This is a genomic window from Prevotella brunnea, from assembly GCF_008016795.1.
GTDB lineage: Bacteria > Bacteroidota > Bacteroidia > Bacteroidales > Bacteroidaceae > Prevotella > Prevotella brunnea.
On sequence record NZ_SDIK01000085.1, the window covers coordinates 1 to 18,870 of the forward strand.

The window sequence follows — 18,870 nt, forward strand, 5'->3', positions numbered from 1 at the left end:
TTTAGCGGACAGTAATAAATCCTTTTACCAACTATTGGTAATTGTCTTGATAAGGAATTTTACCGTTTGCAGCTCTGTGATTTGAACCATTGTTCAATCCAAACCGGTCATTAGCAACCCACGAAACATGTAAAAGAATGGTCTGACAACCGATTTGGATTAAAGAAGGAAAACAAACGCAAGGGAGTGGATCAACTCACAAATTAAGATGTACAAGGGGAATATCCAAGCACATGTGGAAAATCCACTTGCCAAAGCCTTGTATCCTTGATTAAGCGTTTTGAATTTACCCACTAATGTTCCATAAGTTAATCCACAAACAACAACTATAAAAGCAATTATCGCAATAAAGCCTTGCGAAAAACTACTTGGGAAAATATCCCCCGTGACGCTAATTAATACAGCTTTTGGTAGGATAGTAAGTAACAGGATGATGACAATAAACAACAAGAGTTCAATACAAATTGTTCTTATTGCAATGCGCTCTCGATAATGTAGTGTACCCACCTTGAATTCTTTATGGAACAAGAGGTGAATCACAGTAAATAGTCCACTCGACTTTAAGGTTCCAAAGGCAATTGTTCCAAGTAACAGCCAAACAAGGTATTTGGATGAGAGGTTTTCTATGAAATGGGCAAAAAACCATCTTATGCCTTCCCCACTTAGCAATGAGCGCATACTTAAATCGGGAAACGCAGCTGTTATAATCCAAGATAGAAGTATAACTATTGCTTGTGATATGGCAAGAATTATTGCGAGTAAGCCAAGTTTATTCTTCATCCGGATATAAGTTATCCAAGTCAATAATACGTAACTCCAAAGCCCGAACGACTAATTTAGTGGCATTCACGCTACCATTTCTTCCTTCCGGAAATAATTTTTGCACTAAGTCGTTTTGACGTTTTTCCAAACTTTTCACTCCAAAAGGCATTCCTCTGAGATTTGTGATTTGCTCTTTGGTATAGCCAAGTGCCAAATGGCGTAAAAATCGCTCATCATATTCATCAATTTCGAAATTAATCAGAGCTTCTTGGTGCATCAATTGACTATTCACACTCTGCATGAAGCGTGCCACGATTTTTTGAAGAATGGGCTGATTAAACACCAATCGTTTTCCGCTAATCACGCTAAATACATCGCCACGAGTCAGCAATTCGCCACTTTTAAGACAGATTCCATCTGCTCCGGCATCAAGCACGTCCACCCAAAGTTTTTCATTGAGTATCTCACCCGTAAAAATTAGCACTTTAACGCTCGGATACAGAGTTTTGGTTTGCCTGCATATTTCCACTCCAACAGTAGTGGAGCCTCCCAAGCCCAAGTCTAAAAGCACCAAATCGGGCAAATCGGCTTTCATTAATTTCCAATAAGCAATTTCGTTTTCAGCGGTGCCGATAATGACAGCTTCCGGTATTTCATTACGAAATATGCCCTCTGTTCCCTTTAATTCCAAAGGGACATCTTCGACTATAATTACTTTAAATTTTTCCATATTCTTAAACTTTTGCTTTTGATAATGTGATATTCAATATCAGATTTCCGGATATTTTTTGTGCCGTTATGCCACACCTTCTTCTATTGGTTATCTCCCCTATTTCCCTAACAATTTGCCGGCAAATAAGGAATGGGATATTATTGGCGGCAGGTGTAAATAATTCAATACAGTCGGCTTCAGATAATTTTATCTCCATTACAATCACTTGAAGGACGACATATACCGATCCGCTTTCCTCTATATTTACATTTATTTTGTTATTCCTAAACTGCCTTGCAATGATTTCAAAAAGATACTTCAATAAATCCATGTCTCCAATAACAAAAGTTGAGGATTTCGGATTTTCCACGAATTCTACTTTAGAAGGAATGATATCACTCACCTTAACTTTTTGTTTCACATAATTCTGAGAAGTAATTTGCCTCATGGCTTGGAGACTTAAAAGTGAATATAAATTCTTGTAATAAGCTGCCAGTTCGCCAATGGTCTGCAATTGGGTGTCTTTATCATCTACAAGTTGTCGAATGCGAGAGGGATAATACATTGTCTCGTGCTTGAGTGTGGACAGACAATTATCTAAGATGTTATTACTGATATGCAGTTGTTCATCTTCGTATTCAAGCCTTCGCAGCTCGTCCTCTGCCATTTCTATATTGTGTTTGTTTTTATCTGTTTGCGTTGCAGAAGTTAGGAGTGCCTCTCTTATCTTATTGATAATCGACATTAATTCTTTTGGAAACTTTTCATTAATATTTCTATCTATAGTTGTCAGTTTATCGGTTATAGAAATATTACTGACCAAAATTTTGTTTATTTCCTTGAGTTTATCTTCACAAAAAAGATAAAAAAGTTGATGGCGATAGTACATAAAATAATATAGTGGGAAGATAGAAATCAAAAGCACTATCAACAAAATAACAGCAACATTCTTATTACTTTCGGAACGTTGCATCATACGACAATATTTACCTAATTTTTTATCAGATGAAGTTTCTTTAAATAGATGGGTATAAACTTTATTATTGTATCGATATAACGCCCACTTGTGTAGTGCCAATGCCGCAACTGCACTCTCGTTGCGGATATCCAATATTATACTAAAATTAGTTGGTAGATTGTCATGAAACCATTTAATTTCCGCAGGTGTTTCTGCATCGTTGCCCATGCGTTTCATCAGCATTTTGCCTGTGGGATGGAATTGTAGATAATATTTGTTTAAATAATATCTACAAGTATCAGCAAATGCTAAAGTCTTGTGATAATTACCTTTAATATTGCTATAATATGCCGAGTCGGCATAAGTATTTGCCATCTCAAGATTTCTTAGAGAATTGTTTATATTTTCATTTAAGGAAGTTAAAGTAGAATGAGTGAAGCCCATGATGATAGTGGGTAACATTCCTGTGAGAAAGAAGACAAAAGTGCGAAGAATGCCCTTAGGCAGACGAAAAGAAAAAGTGCTACCCTCTCCCACTTTACTTTTCGCATAGATTTCACATACTGAAAAAATCTTACTGCTTTTACGATACTTATTAATTATTCCTTGACAATTCATTAAACCAAATCCGTGCGACTTAGATTCTTGATTGTCTGCTATGACCTTATTATCGAAAATATGAGCCAACTCGTCAGCCGCAACCCCCTTTCCGGTATCTGCTACAGAAACTTCCACATAATTCTGATATTCCCGAGAAGAGACGGTTACCCTGCCCCCCTTGTCAGTGAATTTGCGAGCGTTATCGGCTAATGTATTTAGCATGAAGAGTGTAAGTATTCTATCGGCTTTTACAATATTCTTTGTTGATTGAACTTCAAATTCAATATCTTTTAATGCAAAGCTCGTTCTGCTTTTCGCAATTATCTCAAATATCTCCTGTAATCGAAAACTTTCTATATGCAGCGATAATTCTCCCTTGCGCAATTGTATCCATTCTGTTAATACGTCATTATATTCGTTGATTTTATCTGTAAGTTCCGAAATATAAGTGTATCTCTCGTTTCTCAATTCGTTTGTTTCCTTCCTTTTCTGTAATAGTCGAACCTCCCATAATATTCGATCGATAAATGGAGTGATGATATTTACGAGTGTAACTTTTGCACGTATTTCCAAATTTTTCTTTTTGTTCGCTATCAAATGTGCTTGTGCAACAGCAAAAGCGACTTGCGTTTCCTCGTATTCTTCCTCCATCTTTGACAATTCTTGCTCATTTGCAATTTGCCATTGTTTGAGAGGCTGGAGTAAATCTGTCAGTGAATTGGCATTTCTTCCTTTTCGTCTCAAATAATGAAAACGCCAAAGTAAAAGGATGATAAAAACTATCACTAAAGTAACAGCCCCTATCATCATATTTAGCTGTCGTGAGGTTTTTTCCAATTGTTCTGCTCGCGACTCATAATATCGGTCTTGGCGGGTTTTTTCTTGTAAGTCAAGATAGATATTTCTGTTGAAATCGCTTCCCTGTTTATCATTTATAGCGGCATAGACAACACTCAATTGTTCGCGGATTGACGCTATTAAATCCGGAGTTTTTTCTATTGACTTATTGTGAAGAAGTGCTTTCTCCAAACAAATAATAGCAGAACGATAATCATTGATTTGCCAATAACAGGAAGCAAGTGTGCGATAGTTACCTGCCGTTTGGTAAACATCACCATATTCTTCAAAGAGTCGCAATGCTCGTTGAGCCATGTTGCCTGCCAACAAGGTGTCCGGCATATTATCTTCATTGAGAAGTTTCACCGCTGTTTGATTGTCTGCCAATAGCTTATTCCTATCATGCTCTATCAAGAATTTTTCACTTAACGCTTGCAAAGAATTGGCTTCCCAAGGTATATACCCAAATTTGTGTGCCATTGAATAACACCGCATCAAGATATCAAACTCCTGTTGGTTGATATCCTCTTGGCTCTTACCTTTTATAATTCCGCCAGCTCCCAAATTATAAAGTAGATTTAGATATTGCGCAGTATCTGTCATGATTTCTCCATCAGGATTAACAGCTTTCAAAGCCTTGACCGATGGTATTTCCAATCCCACATAATAATAATAAATGGATGTAACGATATGAAACTCTGAATGAGCATAAACTAAACGGGCTTTTTGATGTTTGGAAAGATAATTTTTCTCTTCTTTTATTCGTCGCCCTCGTCTCTGCGCACTTTCGTGATAATCGTAAAATTCCTTATTTCTGGATTGCCTTTGACATAGGCGCATCATCTGAATGTCAGCAATTAACAATTCTACTTGATTATCGGTCAAGCTTGTCAGAGTTCTTAAAATTTCTGAAGCTTTTTCATACTCCATTTTTACAATATTTACAAAGGCAATATTGTTTAAAGCCTCCGCTCTACCTGCCGAGTAATGTTCCGATAGATGATATGCCTTTTCGGCATAATATAGGGTAGAGTCTAAATTTTTATAGTGAAAATAATAAGAACGTTCATTTAAACAATCTACTTTTCCCCTTTCAACACGTGAGCATGCTGAAAAACAAAAACCAACCATTGCCGAAAACAAAACGACAGATAGCAAGTTCAAGCGATTGAATATATGATATTTATTCACTTTGATATTTCTCACAAAAATACAAAAGTTTTCTCAAAACTACTCAAAAAGAATTATATTTTAAAAGTATTTGGGATAAAAGCTTGGTAAACGCTTTCCGAAATTGAATTATTATTGCTATTTTTGCAAATAAATCAATAGGTTTTGTATGACATCAAAAATCAGAATTAAGGATATAGCAATAAAAGCAGGTGTTAGCGTAGGCACTGTTGATAGAGTGTTGCATAAACGTCCCAATGTTTCAAAGGAAGCGAGAGAAAGGGTTGAGGCTGTTCTTAAGGAGATGAATTATCAACCGAATGTTTATGCCAGTGCCTTAGCCTATAATAAAAAACACAAATTCTTTTGTCTTCTTCCTAAACATACCAGTGAAGCCTATTGGGAAGAAATAGAACTGGGAGCTATCAAGGCCATTGAGTATCGAAGAGATTTCCAATTAGACATGGAATTTATTTATTTTGACAGGCTAAACTCTCAATCGTTTGCCAATGCTTACCAAGAATGTTTGAAAAAAAAACCTTCCGGTGTAATTTTGGTTCCCTCTTTACCGGATGACACTCGGAAATTTACCGATACACTCCATGAAAGAAATATCCCATTCGTACTCTTGGATTCTTATCTACCCGAGTTGAAACCATTATCGTTCTTTGGACAAGATTCTTTTCAAAGTGGCTGTTTTGCTGCAAAAATGCTGATGCTAATTGCCAGAGATGAAAAAGCCATCATGATCATGAAACAAACCAAAGATGGGCTGATGGCAAGTAAACAGCAGGAAAATCGAGAAGTTGGTTTTAGACACTACATGAAGGAGCATTATCCACTGGTAAAGATTTTAGAAGTAAATTTACCACTTGAGGAGAAGCGGAAAGTGTATGAGGACGTATTGGAAGAGTTTTTTACTACACACCCGGAAGTTCATCATTGCATTGCAGTCAATTCAAAAGCTCATATTGTGGGAGAGTTTCTATTGAATACCAACAGACGAAATATCCAAATTCTAGGATATGATGTGGTTCATAAAAATGCAGAATGCCTGCGACAAGGCAGTATTTCGTTTCTTATCGCACAGCATGCTTTCCAACAAGGATTTTCAAGTGTTGATACTTTATTCAGAGCGATCGTGCTTAAAAAGGAGGTTCCACTTGTCAATTATATGCCAATAGAACTCCTCTCTAAAGAAAATATCGATTTTTACCATCGCATGCGCATATAGAAAATGTGCTCATTGATTATAATGACAAAGTAAATGGATATCATTCTACGGAATTTCTTCAGCATTATTCGTTCAGGTGCCTTTAACGATAAAACGGGGATAGAGGTAATGTCTCCATTTAAATGGCGTCGACTATTTTTAATGGTTGAAGCACAAAACGTTGTAAGTATCTTTGTGAGAGGCGTTAATGCCAATTCTGATAACGAAAAGTTGAATCTTCCTCAAGATTTAATTCAGAAAATACAACAGAAACTCAAGACTTCTCAAGAGAAAGGTACCAAACAAGACAGCCATAAAATTTATTTAAGTAATAGATTATACAATCGAAGGCTAAAGAAGGTCATAGAAAAAGAAATACATAGTATCGATACTTCCATAGAAGCACTTGACATTCTTAAAATCATTATCTATAACACCAACTCAATGCTCAACAACGGTATCAGCCTGAGTGGTATCATAAAACTCGGTCAATATTTGCGGACAAAGGGCGATAAAGTCGATTTTATCAAACTTGAAAATTGGCTAATCTATCTAAATTTAGTCCGAATGGCTCAACTTCAAGGTAGCATCTTGATAACCTTTTTCGGATTTGAAAAAAACGAATTACCCTTTGTGAAGAAAGAAGAACCCAAAGCTAACACTTTAACCATCAAAGCTGTATCGAATTTAGCAAAAGACACCACAGAAGAATGGCACTTTAAACAAGATTCAGTAGGTTTTGTAAGAAATAATGGGGCTATGCTTAGAAAAAATCTCAGAAGAAGTTTTCGCTATCTGCAATATGCTCCGTTGGAGACAACCAGTAATTTTCTCCACAACTTCATTAAAAGTTTGTCTGAGATAGAAGAATAGTGCACCCAGATTCCTTTTCAACACGAATGTATTTTTAGTAAAATAATTCTAAAATCATGACCAAACTTTTAATAATCCCCATACGACTTTTATTATATCAATTATAAATCGTATCTTTGCATTTATGATTAGTAAGCGTTTTTTTCTATTTCTGTTTAGTATATTTTCTTTTACGAGCATCTTCGCTCAATACTATGTCCAATGTGAAGATACCTGTAATCATATTCACGGATTGGATATGAGCCACTATCAAGGTGAAGTTTGGTGGGAAAGGGTATCGGAAAATAGCAATCATAAACTTAACTATGTTTACTTAAAAGCTACGGAGGGAGGAGCAAAAATAGATAAAAGATATCTTGAAAACATCGTTGCAGCTCAAAGATATGGAATGAATGTAGGCTCCTATCATTTTTATCGCCCCAAAGTTCCACAGGTAGAACAGCTAAGGAATTTTAGAGCTCAGTGCCGACCACAAGATCAAGATCTTATCCCCATGGTCGATGTTGAGACCACAAGTGGATTAAGTTCTAAAGCATTAAGAGACAGCCTGCAAAAATTCCTCATCTTAATGACTGAAGAGTATGGTGTGCGACCACTTGTCTATACTTACACAAATTTCTATAATCAACACTTGATAGGTGCTATCGATGATTACAAACTCTTCATCGCCCAATATACACAGAGAGAACCTGAACTGCAAGATGGACGAGACATCTTTGCTTGGCAATATACCGGCAAAGGCAGTATAAACGGAGTCAATGGATATGTTGATAAAAGTCGATTGATGGGAAGACATAGTATGCGAGAAATACGTTTCCATCGACGATCTCGAAATTAAATAAGACACCAATAATAAATAAATCATAGTAAGAGAATGATTATAAAATGTCCGGAATGCGGTCATCAAGTGAGCGACAAAGCTCCTCTTTGCCCAAGCTGTGGAATTGAAATAGCAGGACACATCATCACCTGTCCTAATTGTAGAGAAATATATTTAAGTGATGAGAAAACATGCCCGAACTGCCACCATGCGAATGCATCCACTTTAAACAAGATTGAAAATCAAGAAGGCAATGAAACTCCGACTGTTATTCCTACCGATGGAAATCGCAAAGATGATATACCACTCGTCAGTCCTATTTCGCAAAAAACTCAAGAGCAGACACCAGACTTTTCCGAACCAACGGTTGAAAACAATGAGGTTGTCATCGCACAGATCATACCTGATGAAGACAACGTGGAGCATGAAACTTCAAATGCCACAAACGAGCATTCAGCTTCCAAACACAAAAAAAAGAATTATCATATCGCACTTTTGGTTTCTATCCTTATCGCAATAGCTATAAGTGTAATTTTGTTGCAACTATACAATCATGGGTTAAATAATAATGAAAAGAAAGAGTATGAAATAGCGATAAAAAGCAATAACGAAGCGGTATTGCAGCAATATTTGGATGAATTTCCGGAGGCTCCCGGAGATCATAGAAAAAGTATTCAAACACGATTGGATAATATGCAAAAGACCGTACATGAACATATGGGTGTCAGAAGTTTAAAATCTTGGAGTGAATGTTACGAGTATTTACAACAAAACCAAAGCTCTCCCTATAAGACCGAGATAGAAAGAAAAATGGATGACTTCGCATGGTCAGACGCATTGAGAATTAATACAGCAGACTCGTATTCGGAGTACAAAGAAAGGATGCCAAATGGAAAACATAACCATGAAGCGGATGAGAGAATAAAAGCGTTCATGAAAAACACAGCAACTCCTGAAGAAAAAAGTAAGGCTGTCAGCTGCATAAGAGAATTTTTGAGAGGAATTAATGCCAAAAGCACAACAAAGATATCGAATGCCATTGCTTCTCCATTTAACTTTTTGGGAACAAGCGGTGCTACAATTACAGATGTTACTGAATTTATGAGAAATAAATTATATCAGGCTGATGTAAAAACTCTTAATTGGCATTTGGATCAACCAAGCGACATCAGTACAGAAACAAATAATGAGGATGAAACAATAATACAAAGAATAGAGATTCCTGCAAAATTAGTAATCAAACGAGAAGGAGGAACTTCCACCAAGAGTTATTTAATTTCTGCTACCATAAAAAATGGAAAGATAACTGCCATAAACTGGAAATAGAAGTTAAACTATTCCATTGATAACGGGTCAGTCGTAAAACCCAGTTTTACGACTGACCCGTTATCATACACGCTCAATAAAATAAGCCCCTCCGAAGAGGGGCTGCAGGATTTGTATCCTTCGGCATATAGCCTTATTGTGATAAGATGTAGAATATCTTATGTGGCAAATGTAAACAAAATATTTGTTACTGACAAATATTTTTTCTAATTTTACAGAAATAAATTTATTTATCATGAACAAACGTATATTAGGATTGGATACTGGCACCAACAGTTTGGGGTGGGCAGTAGTTGATTGGGATGAGCATGCCCAGAGTTACGAGCTTGTAAAATATGGTGATGTTATCTTTCGAGAAGGTGTAAAAATAGATAATTGGAAAGAATCCTCCAGAGCTGCCGAGCGTTCGGGGCATAAGGCTATACGGAAACAATATTTTCGACGTCGTTTACGCAAAATACAAGTGTTGAAGGTGCTGGTTAAATATCATCTCTGTCCTTATTTGAGTGATGATGATTTACGGCAGTGGCATTTACAGAAGCAATATCCTAAAAGCGATGAGTTGATGTTGTGGCAGCGCACAAGCGATGAAGAGGGGAAAAATCCTTATTATGATAGACATAGATGTCTGCACGAAAAATTAGATTTAACGATTGAGGCTGATAGATATACCTTAGGTCGTGCTTTATATCATTTAACGCAACGCCGTGGTTTTTTGAGTAATCGACTGGACACCAGTGCAGATAATAAAGAAGACGGAGTGGTGAAATCGGGAATTTCGCAGTTATCGACAGAAATGGAAGAAGCGGGATGCGAATATCTTGGAGATTATTTTTATAAACTCTATGATGAACAAGGTAACAAGGTACGCATCAGACAAAGGTACACAGACCGTAAAAAACATTACCAACATGAGTTTGATGCTATTTGTGAAAAGCAAGAACTAAGCAGCGAGTTAATAGAAGATTTGCAACGAGCCATCTTCTTTCAACTTCCGCTTAAATCGCAAAGGCACGGTGTAGGTAGGTGTACCTTTGAAAGAGGTAAACCGCGTTGTGCCGATTCGCATCCTGATTATGAAGAATTTAGAATGCTTTGTTTTATCAACAACATTCAGGTAAAAGGACCTCACGATTTAGAACTACGTCCATTAACTTACGAGGAGCGAGAGAAAATTGAACCTTTGTTTTTCCGTAAATCAAAACCTAATTTCGACTTTGAAGACATAGCCAAGGAATTGGCAGGCAAGAAAAACTATTCCTGGATACACGACAAAGAAGAACGAGCTTACAAGTTTAATTATAGAATGACACAGGGCGTGCCAGGATGTCCTACTACAGCACAGTTGAAAAGCATATTTGGCGATGATTGGAAAACGGGTATAGCCGAGACATATACACTTATTCAAAAGAAGAATGGGAGTAAGAGTTTGCAAGAAATGGTGGACGATGTTTGGAATGTGTTGTATTCTTTTTCATCGATTGAAAAGCTAAAAGAGTTTGCTCATCACAAGTTGCAGTTGGATGAAGAGAGTGCAGAGAAGTTTGCAAAGATAAAGTTAAGTCACAGTTTTGCAGCGCTAAGCCTAAAAGCTATACGCAAATTCTTACCGTTCTTGCGCAAGGGAATGTATTATACTCATGCTTCATTCTTTGCGAACATTCCTGCCATAGTAGGTAAAGAAATATGGAACAATGAGCAGAACAGAAAGTACATCATGGAGAATGTTGGTGAACTGGTTTTCAATTATCAACCTAAACATCGCGATGTACAAGGAACTATTGAAATATTGATTAAAGATTTTCTTGAAAATAATTTTGAGTTACCAGCAGGAGCAACTGATAAACTATACCATCCTTCTATGATAGAAACCTATCCTAATGCGCTACGCAACAAATTTGGCATATTGCAGTTGGGCTCGCCACGAACCAATGCCATCCGAAATCCTATGGCTATGCGCTCTCTACATATCTTAAGACGGGTGGTAAATCAGTTGTTGAGAGAAAGTGTCATTGACGAAAATACGGAAGTACATGTTGAGTACGCCCGAGAATTGAATGATGCCAATAAGCGAAGAGCAATTGCAGATTGGCAAAAAGAGCAAGACAAACAACACAAAAAATATGGCGATGAAATAAGGAAGTTATACAAAGAAGAAACAGGAAAAGACATTGAACCAACTCAAACAGATGTGTTAAAGTTTCAGCTTTGGGAGGAACAAAACCACCATTGCTTATATACAGGTGAACAAATAGGCATCACCGACTTTATAGGGAGTAATCCGAAATTTGATATAGAGCATACTATTCCACAGAGTGTTGGTGGAGACAGCACACAGATGAACCTTACATTGTGTGACAATCGGTTTAACAGAGAGATAAAAAAAGCCAAACTACCTACAGAATTGTCGAATCACGAGGAGATATTGGCAAGAATTGAACCGTGGAAAAACAAATATGAACAGAAGATAAAAGAACGTGACAAGCAACGCACATTTGCCGGAATGGATAAAGCGGTGAAAGATTTAAGGATACAAAAACGCCATAAGCTACAAATGGAGATAGACTATTGGCGAGGAAAGTATGAACGATTTACCATGACCGAAGTGCCCGAAGGATTCAGTAGGAGACAGGGAACTGGCATCGGACTTATTTCTCGTTATGCGGGGTTGTATCTAAAGTCATTATTCCATCAAGCAGACAGTCGCAGTAAGTCGAATGTTTATGTGGTAAAAGGCGTGGCAACAGCAGAGTTTCGTAAAATGTGGGGGCTGCAAAGTGAATATGAAAAGAAATGTAGAGATAATCATTCGCATCATTGTATGGATGCTATTACCATTGCATGCATCGGAAAGAGAGAGTACGATCTCATGGCTGAATATTACCGCATGGAAGAAACATTTAAGCAGGGCAGAAGTTCCAAACCTAAATTCTCAAAACCATGGGCTACATTTACAGAGGATGTTCTCAGCATATATAAAAACTTATTGGTAGTACACGATACTCCGAACAACATGCCAAAGCATACAAAAAAGTATGTGCAGACATCTAAAGGAAAGGTGTTGGCTCAAGGGGACACGGCAAGAGGTAGCTTACACTTTGATACATATTACGGCGCAATAGAGCGAGATGGAGAAATAAGATATGTTGTTCGGCGACCACTCAGTTCGTTTACAAACCCAGAAGAGCTTGAAAATATTGTCGATGAAACCGTGAAACGAACCATTAAAGAAACAATAGCGGACAAAAATTTCAAGCAAGCTATAGCAGAACCAATCTATATGAATAAGGATAAAGGCATACTTATAAAAAAGGTAAGATGTTTTGCTAATTCTGTGAAGCAACCCATCAACATTAGGCAACATCGGGATTTGTCCAAGAAAGAATATAAACAGCAGTATCATGTAATGAATGAAAATAATTACTTGTTGGCTATTTATGAAGGACTGGTAAAGAACAAAGTGGTTAGAGAATTTGAAATAGTGAGCTATATCGAGGCAGCCAAATATTATAAACGAAGTCAAGACCGAAATATATTCTCGTCTATAGTGCCTACTCACAGCGCCAAATATGGATTACCGCTTAAAACAAAACTTTTAATGGGGCAGATGGTGTTAATGTTTGAAGAAAATCCTGACGAAATACAAATGGATAACACCAAAGATTTAGTTAAAAGGCTCTACAAGGTTGTTGGTATTGAAAAAGATGGACGTATAAAATTTAAATATCATCAAGAAGCTCGTAAAGAAGGGTTACCTATTTATAGCACTCCTTATAAAAATAACGATGATTATGCGCCTATTTTCAGACAGAGAATAAAAAATATCAACATATTAGTAGATGGTATAGATTTTACTATCGACATTCTTGGTAAAGTAACGCTTAAAGAGTAAGTCAATATGTTGAAACGAAGCGTTGTCTTTTCTCATCCAGCAAGTCTTTCATTGAGGTATAATCAACTGGTGATTACCATGAAAGACTTACCTGATGAGCGACGAACCATTCCTGTAGAAGATATAGGCTTCTTAATGGTTGACAATCCTATGGTCTCAATAAGTGTACCACTTCTAAATGCATTGACAGAAAATAACGTGTCGGTAGTATTTTGCAATCAAAAAGGAATGCCAACTTCAATGTTGTTTAATTTAGATAATAACAACACACAAGGTGAAACTTTAAGACATCAACTTTCTGCAAGTGCGTCTTTCAATAAACAGCTTTGGAAACAAATAATAGAATGTAAGATAAAAAATCAAGCACAACTTCTTGAGAAATTAGGTAAAGAAGGAAAATGTTTGTTCCCTTATTATAATAATGTAAAGAGTGGGGATAGTACCAACCGAGAAGGGGCTGCCGCTAAACTATATTGGACACAACTATTTGGAAAAGATTTCATAAGAGATAGGAATCAGTCTGGCACAAATGCGCTGCTCAACTATGGTTATACCATTTTACGTGCGGCAGTAACGCGAGCAATGATGTCTGCAGGACTATTTCCTGCATTGGGCATCTTTCATCATAACCGCAGTAACGCTTTTCCTTTAGCAGACGACATGATGGAGCCTTACCGCCCATTCGTTGATGAAATAGTGTATCATCTTACCAAAAATGGACAAACTACACTTACCACTGAAGTGAAAGGAATATTGATAAAATTACTTTATTGTGATACATATTTTATGAATGTAACTCGTCCTTTAAGCGTGGGGCTTACCATGACAATGGCTTCTCTTGTGAAATGTTATGCGAAAGAAGTAAAGAAAATCAGTTTGCCCCTTTTGAAATGAGTGAAAACCGACTAAATGCTTATCATGTTATGTGGTTGTTTGTAATGTTCGATTTACCCACTGTTACAAAGAAAGATAAAAAGGAGGCTGCACGTTTTCGTAAAGAATTAGAGAAAGATGGATTTACGATGTATCAATATAGTATATATATTAGATATTGCGGTTCGCAGGAAAGTGCAAACGTTCATATCAAAAGAATTAAATCAATCTTAACGCCAAGTGGTAAAGTTAGTATTTTAACAGTAACAGACAAACAGTATTCAAAGATTATCAATATGTGGGGTAAAATTAAACAAAAAGATCCAGAAACACCTATCCAGTTAGAGTTTTTTTAGTATATTTGCAATAAAGCTGATATATTCGAGCCACTTCTTGTATGAAAATATTTGTATAATGTGTTTATATTCAATATTTTAAATAGTACAAGTTGTGGTTTGATGTAGAATCAAAATATGAAGCAACCGCACCGACACGTTCTTGCTGCGCCATAGCGTTGTGGTTTGATGTAGAATCAAAATATGAAGCAACCGCTGATTGTGGTAACGGTGGTAATCATTGTTGTGGTTTGATGTAGAATCAAAATATGAAGCAACTTGTTCTCCCCACAGAGTATGCAGCCCTCGGTTGTGGTTTGATGTAGAATCAAAATATGAAGCAACGTATAAGGTGATGAACTACGACGGCACGATGTTGTGGTTTGATGTAGAATCAAAATATGAAGCAACTATGAATAGTCAAAGCAGATTGAAAATGATGTTGTGGTTTGATGTAGAATCAAAATATGAAGCAACTCGTGAGGCGTAACAGGATACTTGGACTTGGTTGTGGTTTGATGTAGAATCAAAATATGAAGCAACACGCTGCTGTAGAGAACCCGACAGTGGCTCGTTGTGGTTTGATGTAGAATCAAAATATGAAGCAACTGACAAATTTCTGGATAATCTTCTGCCATTGTTGTGGTTTGATGTAGAATCAAAATATGAAGCAACAAAGCTAAAGGATATTTTCAACGATGAATGGTTGTGGTTTGATGTAGAATCAAAATATGAAGCAACTAACTAGTCGTCCCTTGAAAAGTAAATAGCCTATTGATTATCAATAAAATAACTCTTTTATAATTTGCGTATATCTACAAGTTTTTGTATCTTTATATGGTAAATCTTGCAAATCAACAATGTATAAATCTCCATCCGACACCCATCAGGTATCAATGTTTGGGACTTGACCTCCATGCTCAATCCCACCCATCCAATGTATAAACTTGCCAATCTGATAAATTGGGAAACCTTTGAGCGTTCCTTTGCCCCCCTTGTATTGTAAAGACAACGGACGCATAGCCAAGCCTTGAGAACTCTTACCAAGAACGTATTGAGGTCTGCATGAAGTTCGTTAACGGCGAGAGAAGGGACGGTCACAAGATCTACTCCCTTCATGAGCCGGACGTGTTGTGCATCAGCAAGGGGAAGGACCACAAGAAATACGAGTTCGGCAATAAAGTCTCCCTTGTCAGACTGTGGAATGGTCTCATTGTCGGTGCATTATCTTTCCGCAATGAATACGACGGTCATACGATAGACAAGGCAATGGAGCAGGTCGGCAGGGTCTATGGCAGGAAAATCAAAAGACTCGCGGGGGACAGAGGGTATCGCGGGCAGGAGACGTGCGGAGAGACGAACATCATGATACCCGGCGTTCCCAAGGCAAGCGACTCGCCACACAAGAAAAAGAAAAAACAAAGGTTCTTCCGCAAGAGAGCAGGAATAGAGCCTGTCATAGGGCACTGCAAGGCAGATCATCGATTGGGGAGGAACTTCTACAAGGGTCTCTTGGGTGATGCCATCAACGTGATGCTCGCTGCGGCTTGCCTTCAACTTCAAAAGAGCCATGCGGTTTCTTTTGTGCCTTATTCGAACCATGATAAAATGGAGTATTCAAGGAGTGGGTTCCAACTTTAATGAAACAAAGGGGTATTCAATCATCTGTTGGTTGTAAGTCGAGCTTTTGAAGGATGACAGCGTAACATATGTTCTTCCATGATGCGAAAGCCGGAATTATTAAGATAAATAACAAATTATTCCCCAGGAAATTTCTATTGAGCCCATTTTGCCCCTGTCATCGCCATGAAATAACATGACAAAAACAGTACTCGGGATGCGATTTGTAACCTATTGATATTCAGTGGAATATTAGTCTAGATTTAAAAGCTTAGCTTTTGAGCCCCGATTCATGACCTTTTGCAGTACAAAAGCTTAGCTTTCGGCATGCAAAAGGTAAGCTTTGCATGGATAGAATGAAAAAACAAGACAATATTGAACTACTCCCATATCGCCGAGAAAGATTTTCGCGTCTTCAACGCCCCGACTAAATAAAGAAAATATTTGTCTGTTGTCTTGTCCGGACAAGCAAGTATTGCTATGAGCTATAGCGAACGGGGTTAAAACCGGTTAGAAATAGATTTCCTGAATGCCGTTCACGAATACGGAATCGACCGACTCGCAGGGATTGAACGATGACGGAATCTCGAAATGGGACTCGGGGGTATAACCTAATCGGGGGTCGGCATAAACCTGCTGCATGTAATAAGCCCAAATGGGCAATGCCATGGTGGCTCCCTGCCCCATTGCCGTGTTATCGAAATGAATGTCGCGGTCTTCACCGCCCACCCAACAACCACTGACGAGCTGGGGTGTGAATGCCATGAACCATCCGTCGGAGTTGTTGTTGGTAGTACCTGTCTTTCCTCCTACGGGTCCTTCGATATTGAATCGATAACGCAGTCGTCCACCGGTGCCTCCATCGATGACCGCTTGCAGCATATCCAGCATTTTATACGCGCTCTCCTGCGAGATGACCTCATTCATAAGCGGTTGGAACTTGGCGATGACATTGCCATGACTGTCTTCTATCTTCGTAACGAAGAGTGGCGCGCACCTCACACCACGGTTGGCGAAAGTGGTATAGGCACTGCACATCTCGCCCACGGAGAGTTCCGACGGACCCAAACAAAGCACCGGTGACGTGTTCTTGTCGATGTCGGGATTGTTGAAGCCAAAGTCGTGTAAGATATTCACGAACTGCGATGGTCCGAGGAGATTGATAAGATAGGCCGATATCCAGTTGTTCGATTGCTGCAATCCCCATCTCAACGTTACCTGTTGTCCGTAGCGTGCTCGCGAGGTGTTGCGTGGCGTCCATCCGCCGTAGGTACGTTGCACGTTGGGAGCAGTACTGCAAGGTGTCATTCCGTTTTGCATGGCGAGCGCATAGAGATAAGGTTTGATGGTGGAACCTACCTGTCGGCGTCCGCCCATCACCATGTCGTATTTGAAATGCTCATAGTCTATCCCCCCCACGTAGGCTTTTACGGCTCCCGTGCGCACGTCCATACTCATGAAAGCGGCACGGAGGAACGACTTGTAATATCTTATGGAGTCGATGGGTGTCATGAGTGTGTCGATATTACCGTGATAGGTGAAGAGTGTCATTTCGTGGGGTGTGCGGAAGCTGCGCACGATTTCCTCGTCAGATGCTCCCATCTCCTTCATCTGCCTGTATCTCACGCTCTGTTTGCAAGCCCTGTTCAGGATGGCCTTAATGTTCGTCCGAGAAATGTTGTCAGAGAATGGCGCGTTGCGTTTATAACGGTTCGCCTTGTTGAATTCCGCCTGCAGGTATCCGCCCACATGTTTTCGTACAGCTTTCTCGGCATATTGCTGCATACGAGTGTCGATGGTGGTGAAAATGCGCAATCCATCGGTATTCACGTCATAGTTCTCACCATTTCGCTTCTGGTTCTTGTTGCACCAGCCGTAGAGCGGATCTTGTTCCCACGCAATGGAGTCGAGTGTGAACTCGCGTGTTTTCCATTCAGGATAATTCTCGCGTTCGGGTTTCTTCGCCATCATGTACTGATGCAAAAATGCCTGAAAATAATCCGCCGAGCCGTCCACGGGCTTGTAGCGTGTATAGGCAATGTCAAGGGGGCGCTGTATGAGTTCGTTGTATTCCTCATGAGTGATGTATCCGCACTTTTTCATTTGCATAAGCACCACGTTACGTCTCTGCCGACAGCGTTGTGGGTAGCGCAAGGGATTGAAAAGCGAAGGATTCTTGCAGAGTCCCACGAGAGTAGCTGCCTGTGTAACGCTGAGTTGTTGCGGTTCCTTGTTGAAATAGACATTGGCGGCGCGCTTGATACCCACTGCATTGTGCAGGAAATCGAAATAGTTCAAATACATTGCCACTATCTCTTCCTTGGTGAAGTAGCGTTCGAGTTTCACAGCAATAATCCATTCTATTGGCTTCTGTAGCAAGCGTTCCAGCGTACTGTGTGCTTTCTCTGAAAAGACTTGTTTTGCCAATTGCTGAGTGATGGTAGAACCGCCTCCGGCACTTTGTTGTCGCATCACACCACGTTTGATGATGGCACGTCCGAGCGCGATGAAATCAATGCCGGAATGTTCGTAAAATCGTTCATCCTCTGTCGCGACAAGGGCGTGGACGAGATGGGGCGACAGACTGTTGTAATCCACTGCCACACGGTTGGCATTATCCTGATTCCACGTTCCGATGAGCTGACCATCAGAGGAATAAACCTGTGAAGCGAACTTATCGACAGGGTTGGAAAGCTCCTCCATATCAGGCATATAACCCACCCATCCGTGCCACACCGCCACGAAGAAAACCGCCGTGAGCGTAAGGAGGATGAGCAGCATTGCCCAAAGAAAATGTACGATGTGTCGTCTCATGCGCGTGTCTATACTTATCTTATCTGCCGACAATGGCTGTTGCCGGAACGTTGTAAACCTTTGCA

11 protein-coding genes, 1 pseudogene and 1 CRISPR repeat array are annotated in these 18,870 nt (G+C 39.0%); of the genes and pseudogenes, 8 read left to right on the top strand and 4 right to left on the bottom strand.

The window, feature by feature from the left end:
• Nucleotides 1–159: 159 nt before the first annotated feature.
• The 3 genes from ETF27_RS09865 to ETF27_RS09875 are packed head-to-tail and all read right to left on the bottom strand — an operon-like array spanning nucleotide 160 to nucleotide 5,000.
• A complete protein-coding gene (locus ETF27_RS09865) occupies nucleotides 160–780 on the bottom strand; it encodes an AbgT family transporter (protein WP_130828755.1) in 621 nt (206 codons plus the stop codon).
• Nucleotides 770–1,492, bottom strand: coding sequence for a DUF5932 domain-containing protein (locus ETF27_RS09870; protein WP_130828754.1), 723 nt, complete (start codon nucleotides 1,490–1,492; stop codon nucleotides 770–772). Before ETF27_RS09870 ends, ETF27_RS09865 begins: the two co-directional genes overlap by 11 nt.
• 4 nt (nucleotides 1,493–1,496) lie before the next feature.
• Nucleotides 1,497–5,000 (bottom strand): sensor histidine kinase, encoded by a 3,504-nt coding sequence (locus ETF27_RS09875; RefSeq protein WP_147785768.1) that lies wholly within the window; start codon nucleotides 4,998–5,000, stop codon nucleotides 1,497–1,499.
• Between the two features lie 208 nt (nucleotides 5,001–5,208).
• Here ETF27_RS09875 and ETF27_RS09880 point away from each other — a divergent pair, with 208 nt between their 5' ends.
• The 8 genes and pseudogenes from ETF27_RS09880 to ETF27_RS09915 form a co-directional block, all read left to right on the top strand.
• Entirely contained in the window at nucleotides 5,209–6,273 is a 1,065-nt protein-coding gene (locus tag ETF27_RS09880; RefSeq protein WP_130828753.1) for a LacI family DNA-binding transcriptional regulator, read from the top strand.
• Between the two features lie 33 nt (nucleotides 6,274–6,306).
• Nucleotides 6,307–7,125 carry a hypothetical protein gene (locus tag ETF27_RS09885; protein ID WP_130828752.1) on the top strand — a complete coding sequence of 273 codons (819 nt, stop codon included), beginning with the start codon at nucleotides 6,307–6,309 and terminating at the stop codon, nucleotides 7,123–7,125.
• Between the two features lie 124 nt (nucleotides 7,126–7,249).
• Nucleotides 7,250–7,963 (top strand): glycoside hydrolase family 25 protein, encoded by a 714-nt coding sequence (locus tag ETF27_RS09890; RefSeq protein ID WP_130828751.1) that lies wholly within the window; start codon nucleotides 7,250–7,252, stop codon nucleotides 7,961–7,963.
• 36 nt (nucleotides 7,964–7,999) lie between these two features.
• A complete protein-coding gene (locus ETF27_RS09895; protein ID WP_130828750.1) occupies nucleotides 8,000–9,271 on the top strand; it encodes a zinc ribbon domain-containing protein in 1,272 nt (423 codons plus the stop codon).
• Nucleotides 9,272–9,506: 235 nt separating this feature from the next.
• Nucleotides 9,507–13,163, top strand: a complete 3,657-nt coding sequence (gene cas9, locus ETF27_RS09900; RefSeq protein ID WP_130828749.1) for a type II CRISPR RNA-guided endonuclease Cas9 — start codon at nucleotides 9,507–9,509, stop codon at nucleotides 13,161–13,163.
• 6 nt (nucleotides 13,164–13,169) lie between these two features.
• Nucleotides 13,170–14,057 (top strand): type II CRISPR-associated endonuclease Cas1, encoded by an 888-nt coding sequence (gene cas1 / locus ETF27_RS09905; RefSeq protein ID WP_147785761.1) that lies wholly within the window; start codon nucleotides 13,170–13,172, stop codon nucleotides 14,055–14,057.
• Nucleotides 14,054–14,392 (top strand): CRISPR-associated endonuclease Cas2, encoded by a 339-nt coding sequence (gene cas2 / locus ETF27_RS09910; RefSeq protein ID WP_147785762.1) that lies wholly within the window; start codon nucleotides 14,054–14,056, stop codon nucleotides 14,390–14,392. The genes cas1 and cas2 overlap by 4 nt, the downstream gene beginning before the upstream one ends.
• Before the next feature lie 91 nt (nucleotides 14,393–14,483).
• A CRISPR array of direct repeats spans nucleotides 14,484–15,112; the repeat unit is 36 nt; unit sequence GTTGTGGTTTGATGTAGAATCAAAATATGAAGCAAC.
• A gap of 294 nt (nucleotides 15,113–15,406) precedes the next feature.
• A pseudogene (locus ETF27_RS09915) lies at nucleotides 15,407–16,049 on the top strand (transposase); the annotation flags it as partial.
• A gap of 452 nt (nucleotides 16,050–16,501) precedes the next feature.
• On the opposite strand, the gene ETF27_RS09920 reads toward ETF27_RS09915, so the two are convergent.
• Nucleotides 16,502–18,805 carry a transglycosylase domain-containing protein gene (locus ETF27_RS09920; RefSeq protein ID WP_130829725.1) on the bottom strand — a complete coding sequence of 768 codons (2,304 nt, stop codon included), beginning with the start codon at nucleotides 18,803–18,805 and terminating at the stop codon, nucleotides 16,502–16,504.
• Between the last annotated feature and the right edge of the window lie 65 nt (nucleotides 18,806–18,870).

Excerpts from the sequence above, each read along its gene's own strand:
- ETF27_RS09865 (WP_130828755.1), bottom strand. The coding sequence starts at position 780 with ATGAAGAATAAACTTGGCTTACTCGCAATAATTCTTGCCATATCACAA.
- ETF27_RS09870 (WP_130828754.1), bottom strand. The coding sequence starts at position 1,492 with ATGGAAAAATTTAAAGTAATTATAGTCGAAGATGTCCCTTTGGAATTA.
- ETF27_RS09875 (WP_147785768.1), bottom strand. The coding sequence starts at position 5,000 with ATGGTTGGTTTTTGTTTTTCAGCATGCTCACGTGTTGAAAGGGGAAAA.
- ETF27_RS09880 (WP_130828753.1), top strand. The coding sequence starts at position 5,209 with ATGACATCAAAAATCAGAATTAAGGATATAGCAATAAAAGCAGGTGTT.
- ETF27_RS09885 (WP_130828752.1), top strand. The coding sequence starts at position 6,307 with ATGGATATCATTCTACGGAATTTCTTCAGCATTATTCGTTCAGGTGCC.
- ETF27_RS09890 (WP_130828751.1), top strand. The coding sequence starts at position 7,250 with ATGATTAGTAAGCGTTTTTTTCTATTTCTGTTTAGTATATTTTCTTTT.
- ETF27_RS09895 (WP_130828750.1), top strand. The coding sequence starts at position 8,000 with ATGATTATAAAATGTCCGGAATGCGGTCATCAAGTGAGCGACAAAGCT.
- cas9 (WP_130828749.1), top strand. The coding sequence starts at position 9,507 with ATGAACAAACGTATATTAGGATTGGATACTGGCACCAACAGTTTGGGG.
- cas1 (WP_147785761.1), top strand. The coding sequence starts at position 13,170 with ATGTTGAAACGAAGCGTTGTCTTTTCTCATCCAGCAAGTCTTTCATTG.
- cas2 (WP_147785762.1), top strand. The coding sequence starts at position 14,054 with ATGAGTGAAAACCGACTAAATGCTTATCATGTTATGTGGTTGTTTGTA.
- ETF27_RS09920 (WP_130829725.1), bottom strand. The coding sequence starts at position 18,805 with ATGAGACGACACATCGTACATTTTCTTTGGGCAATGCTGCTCATCCTC.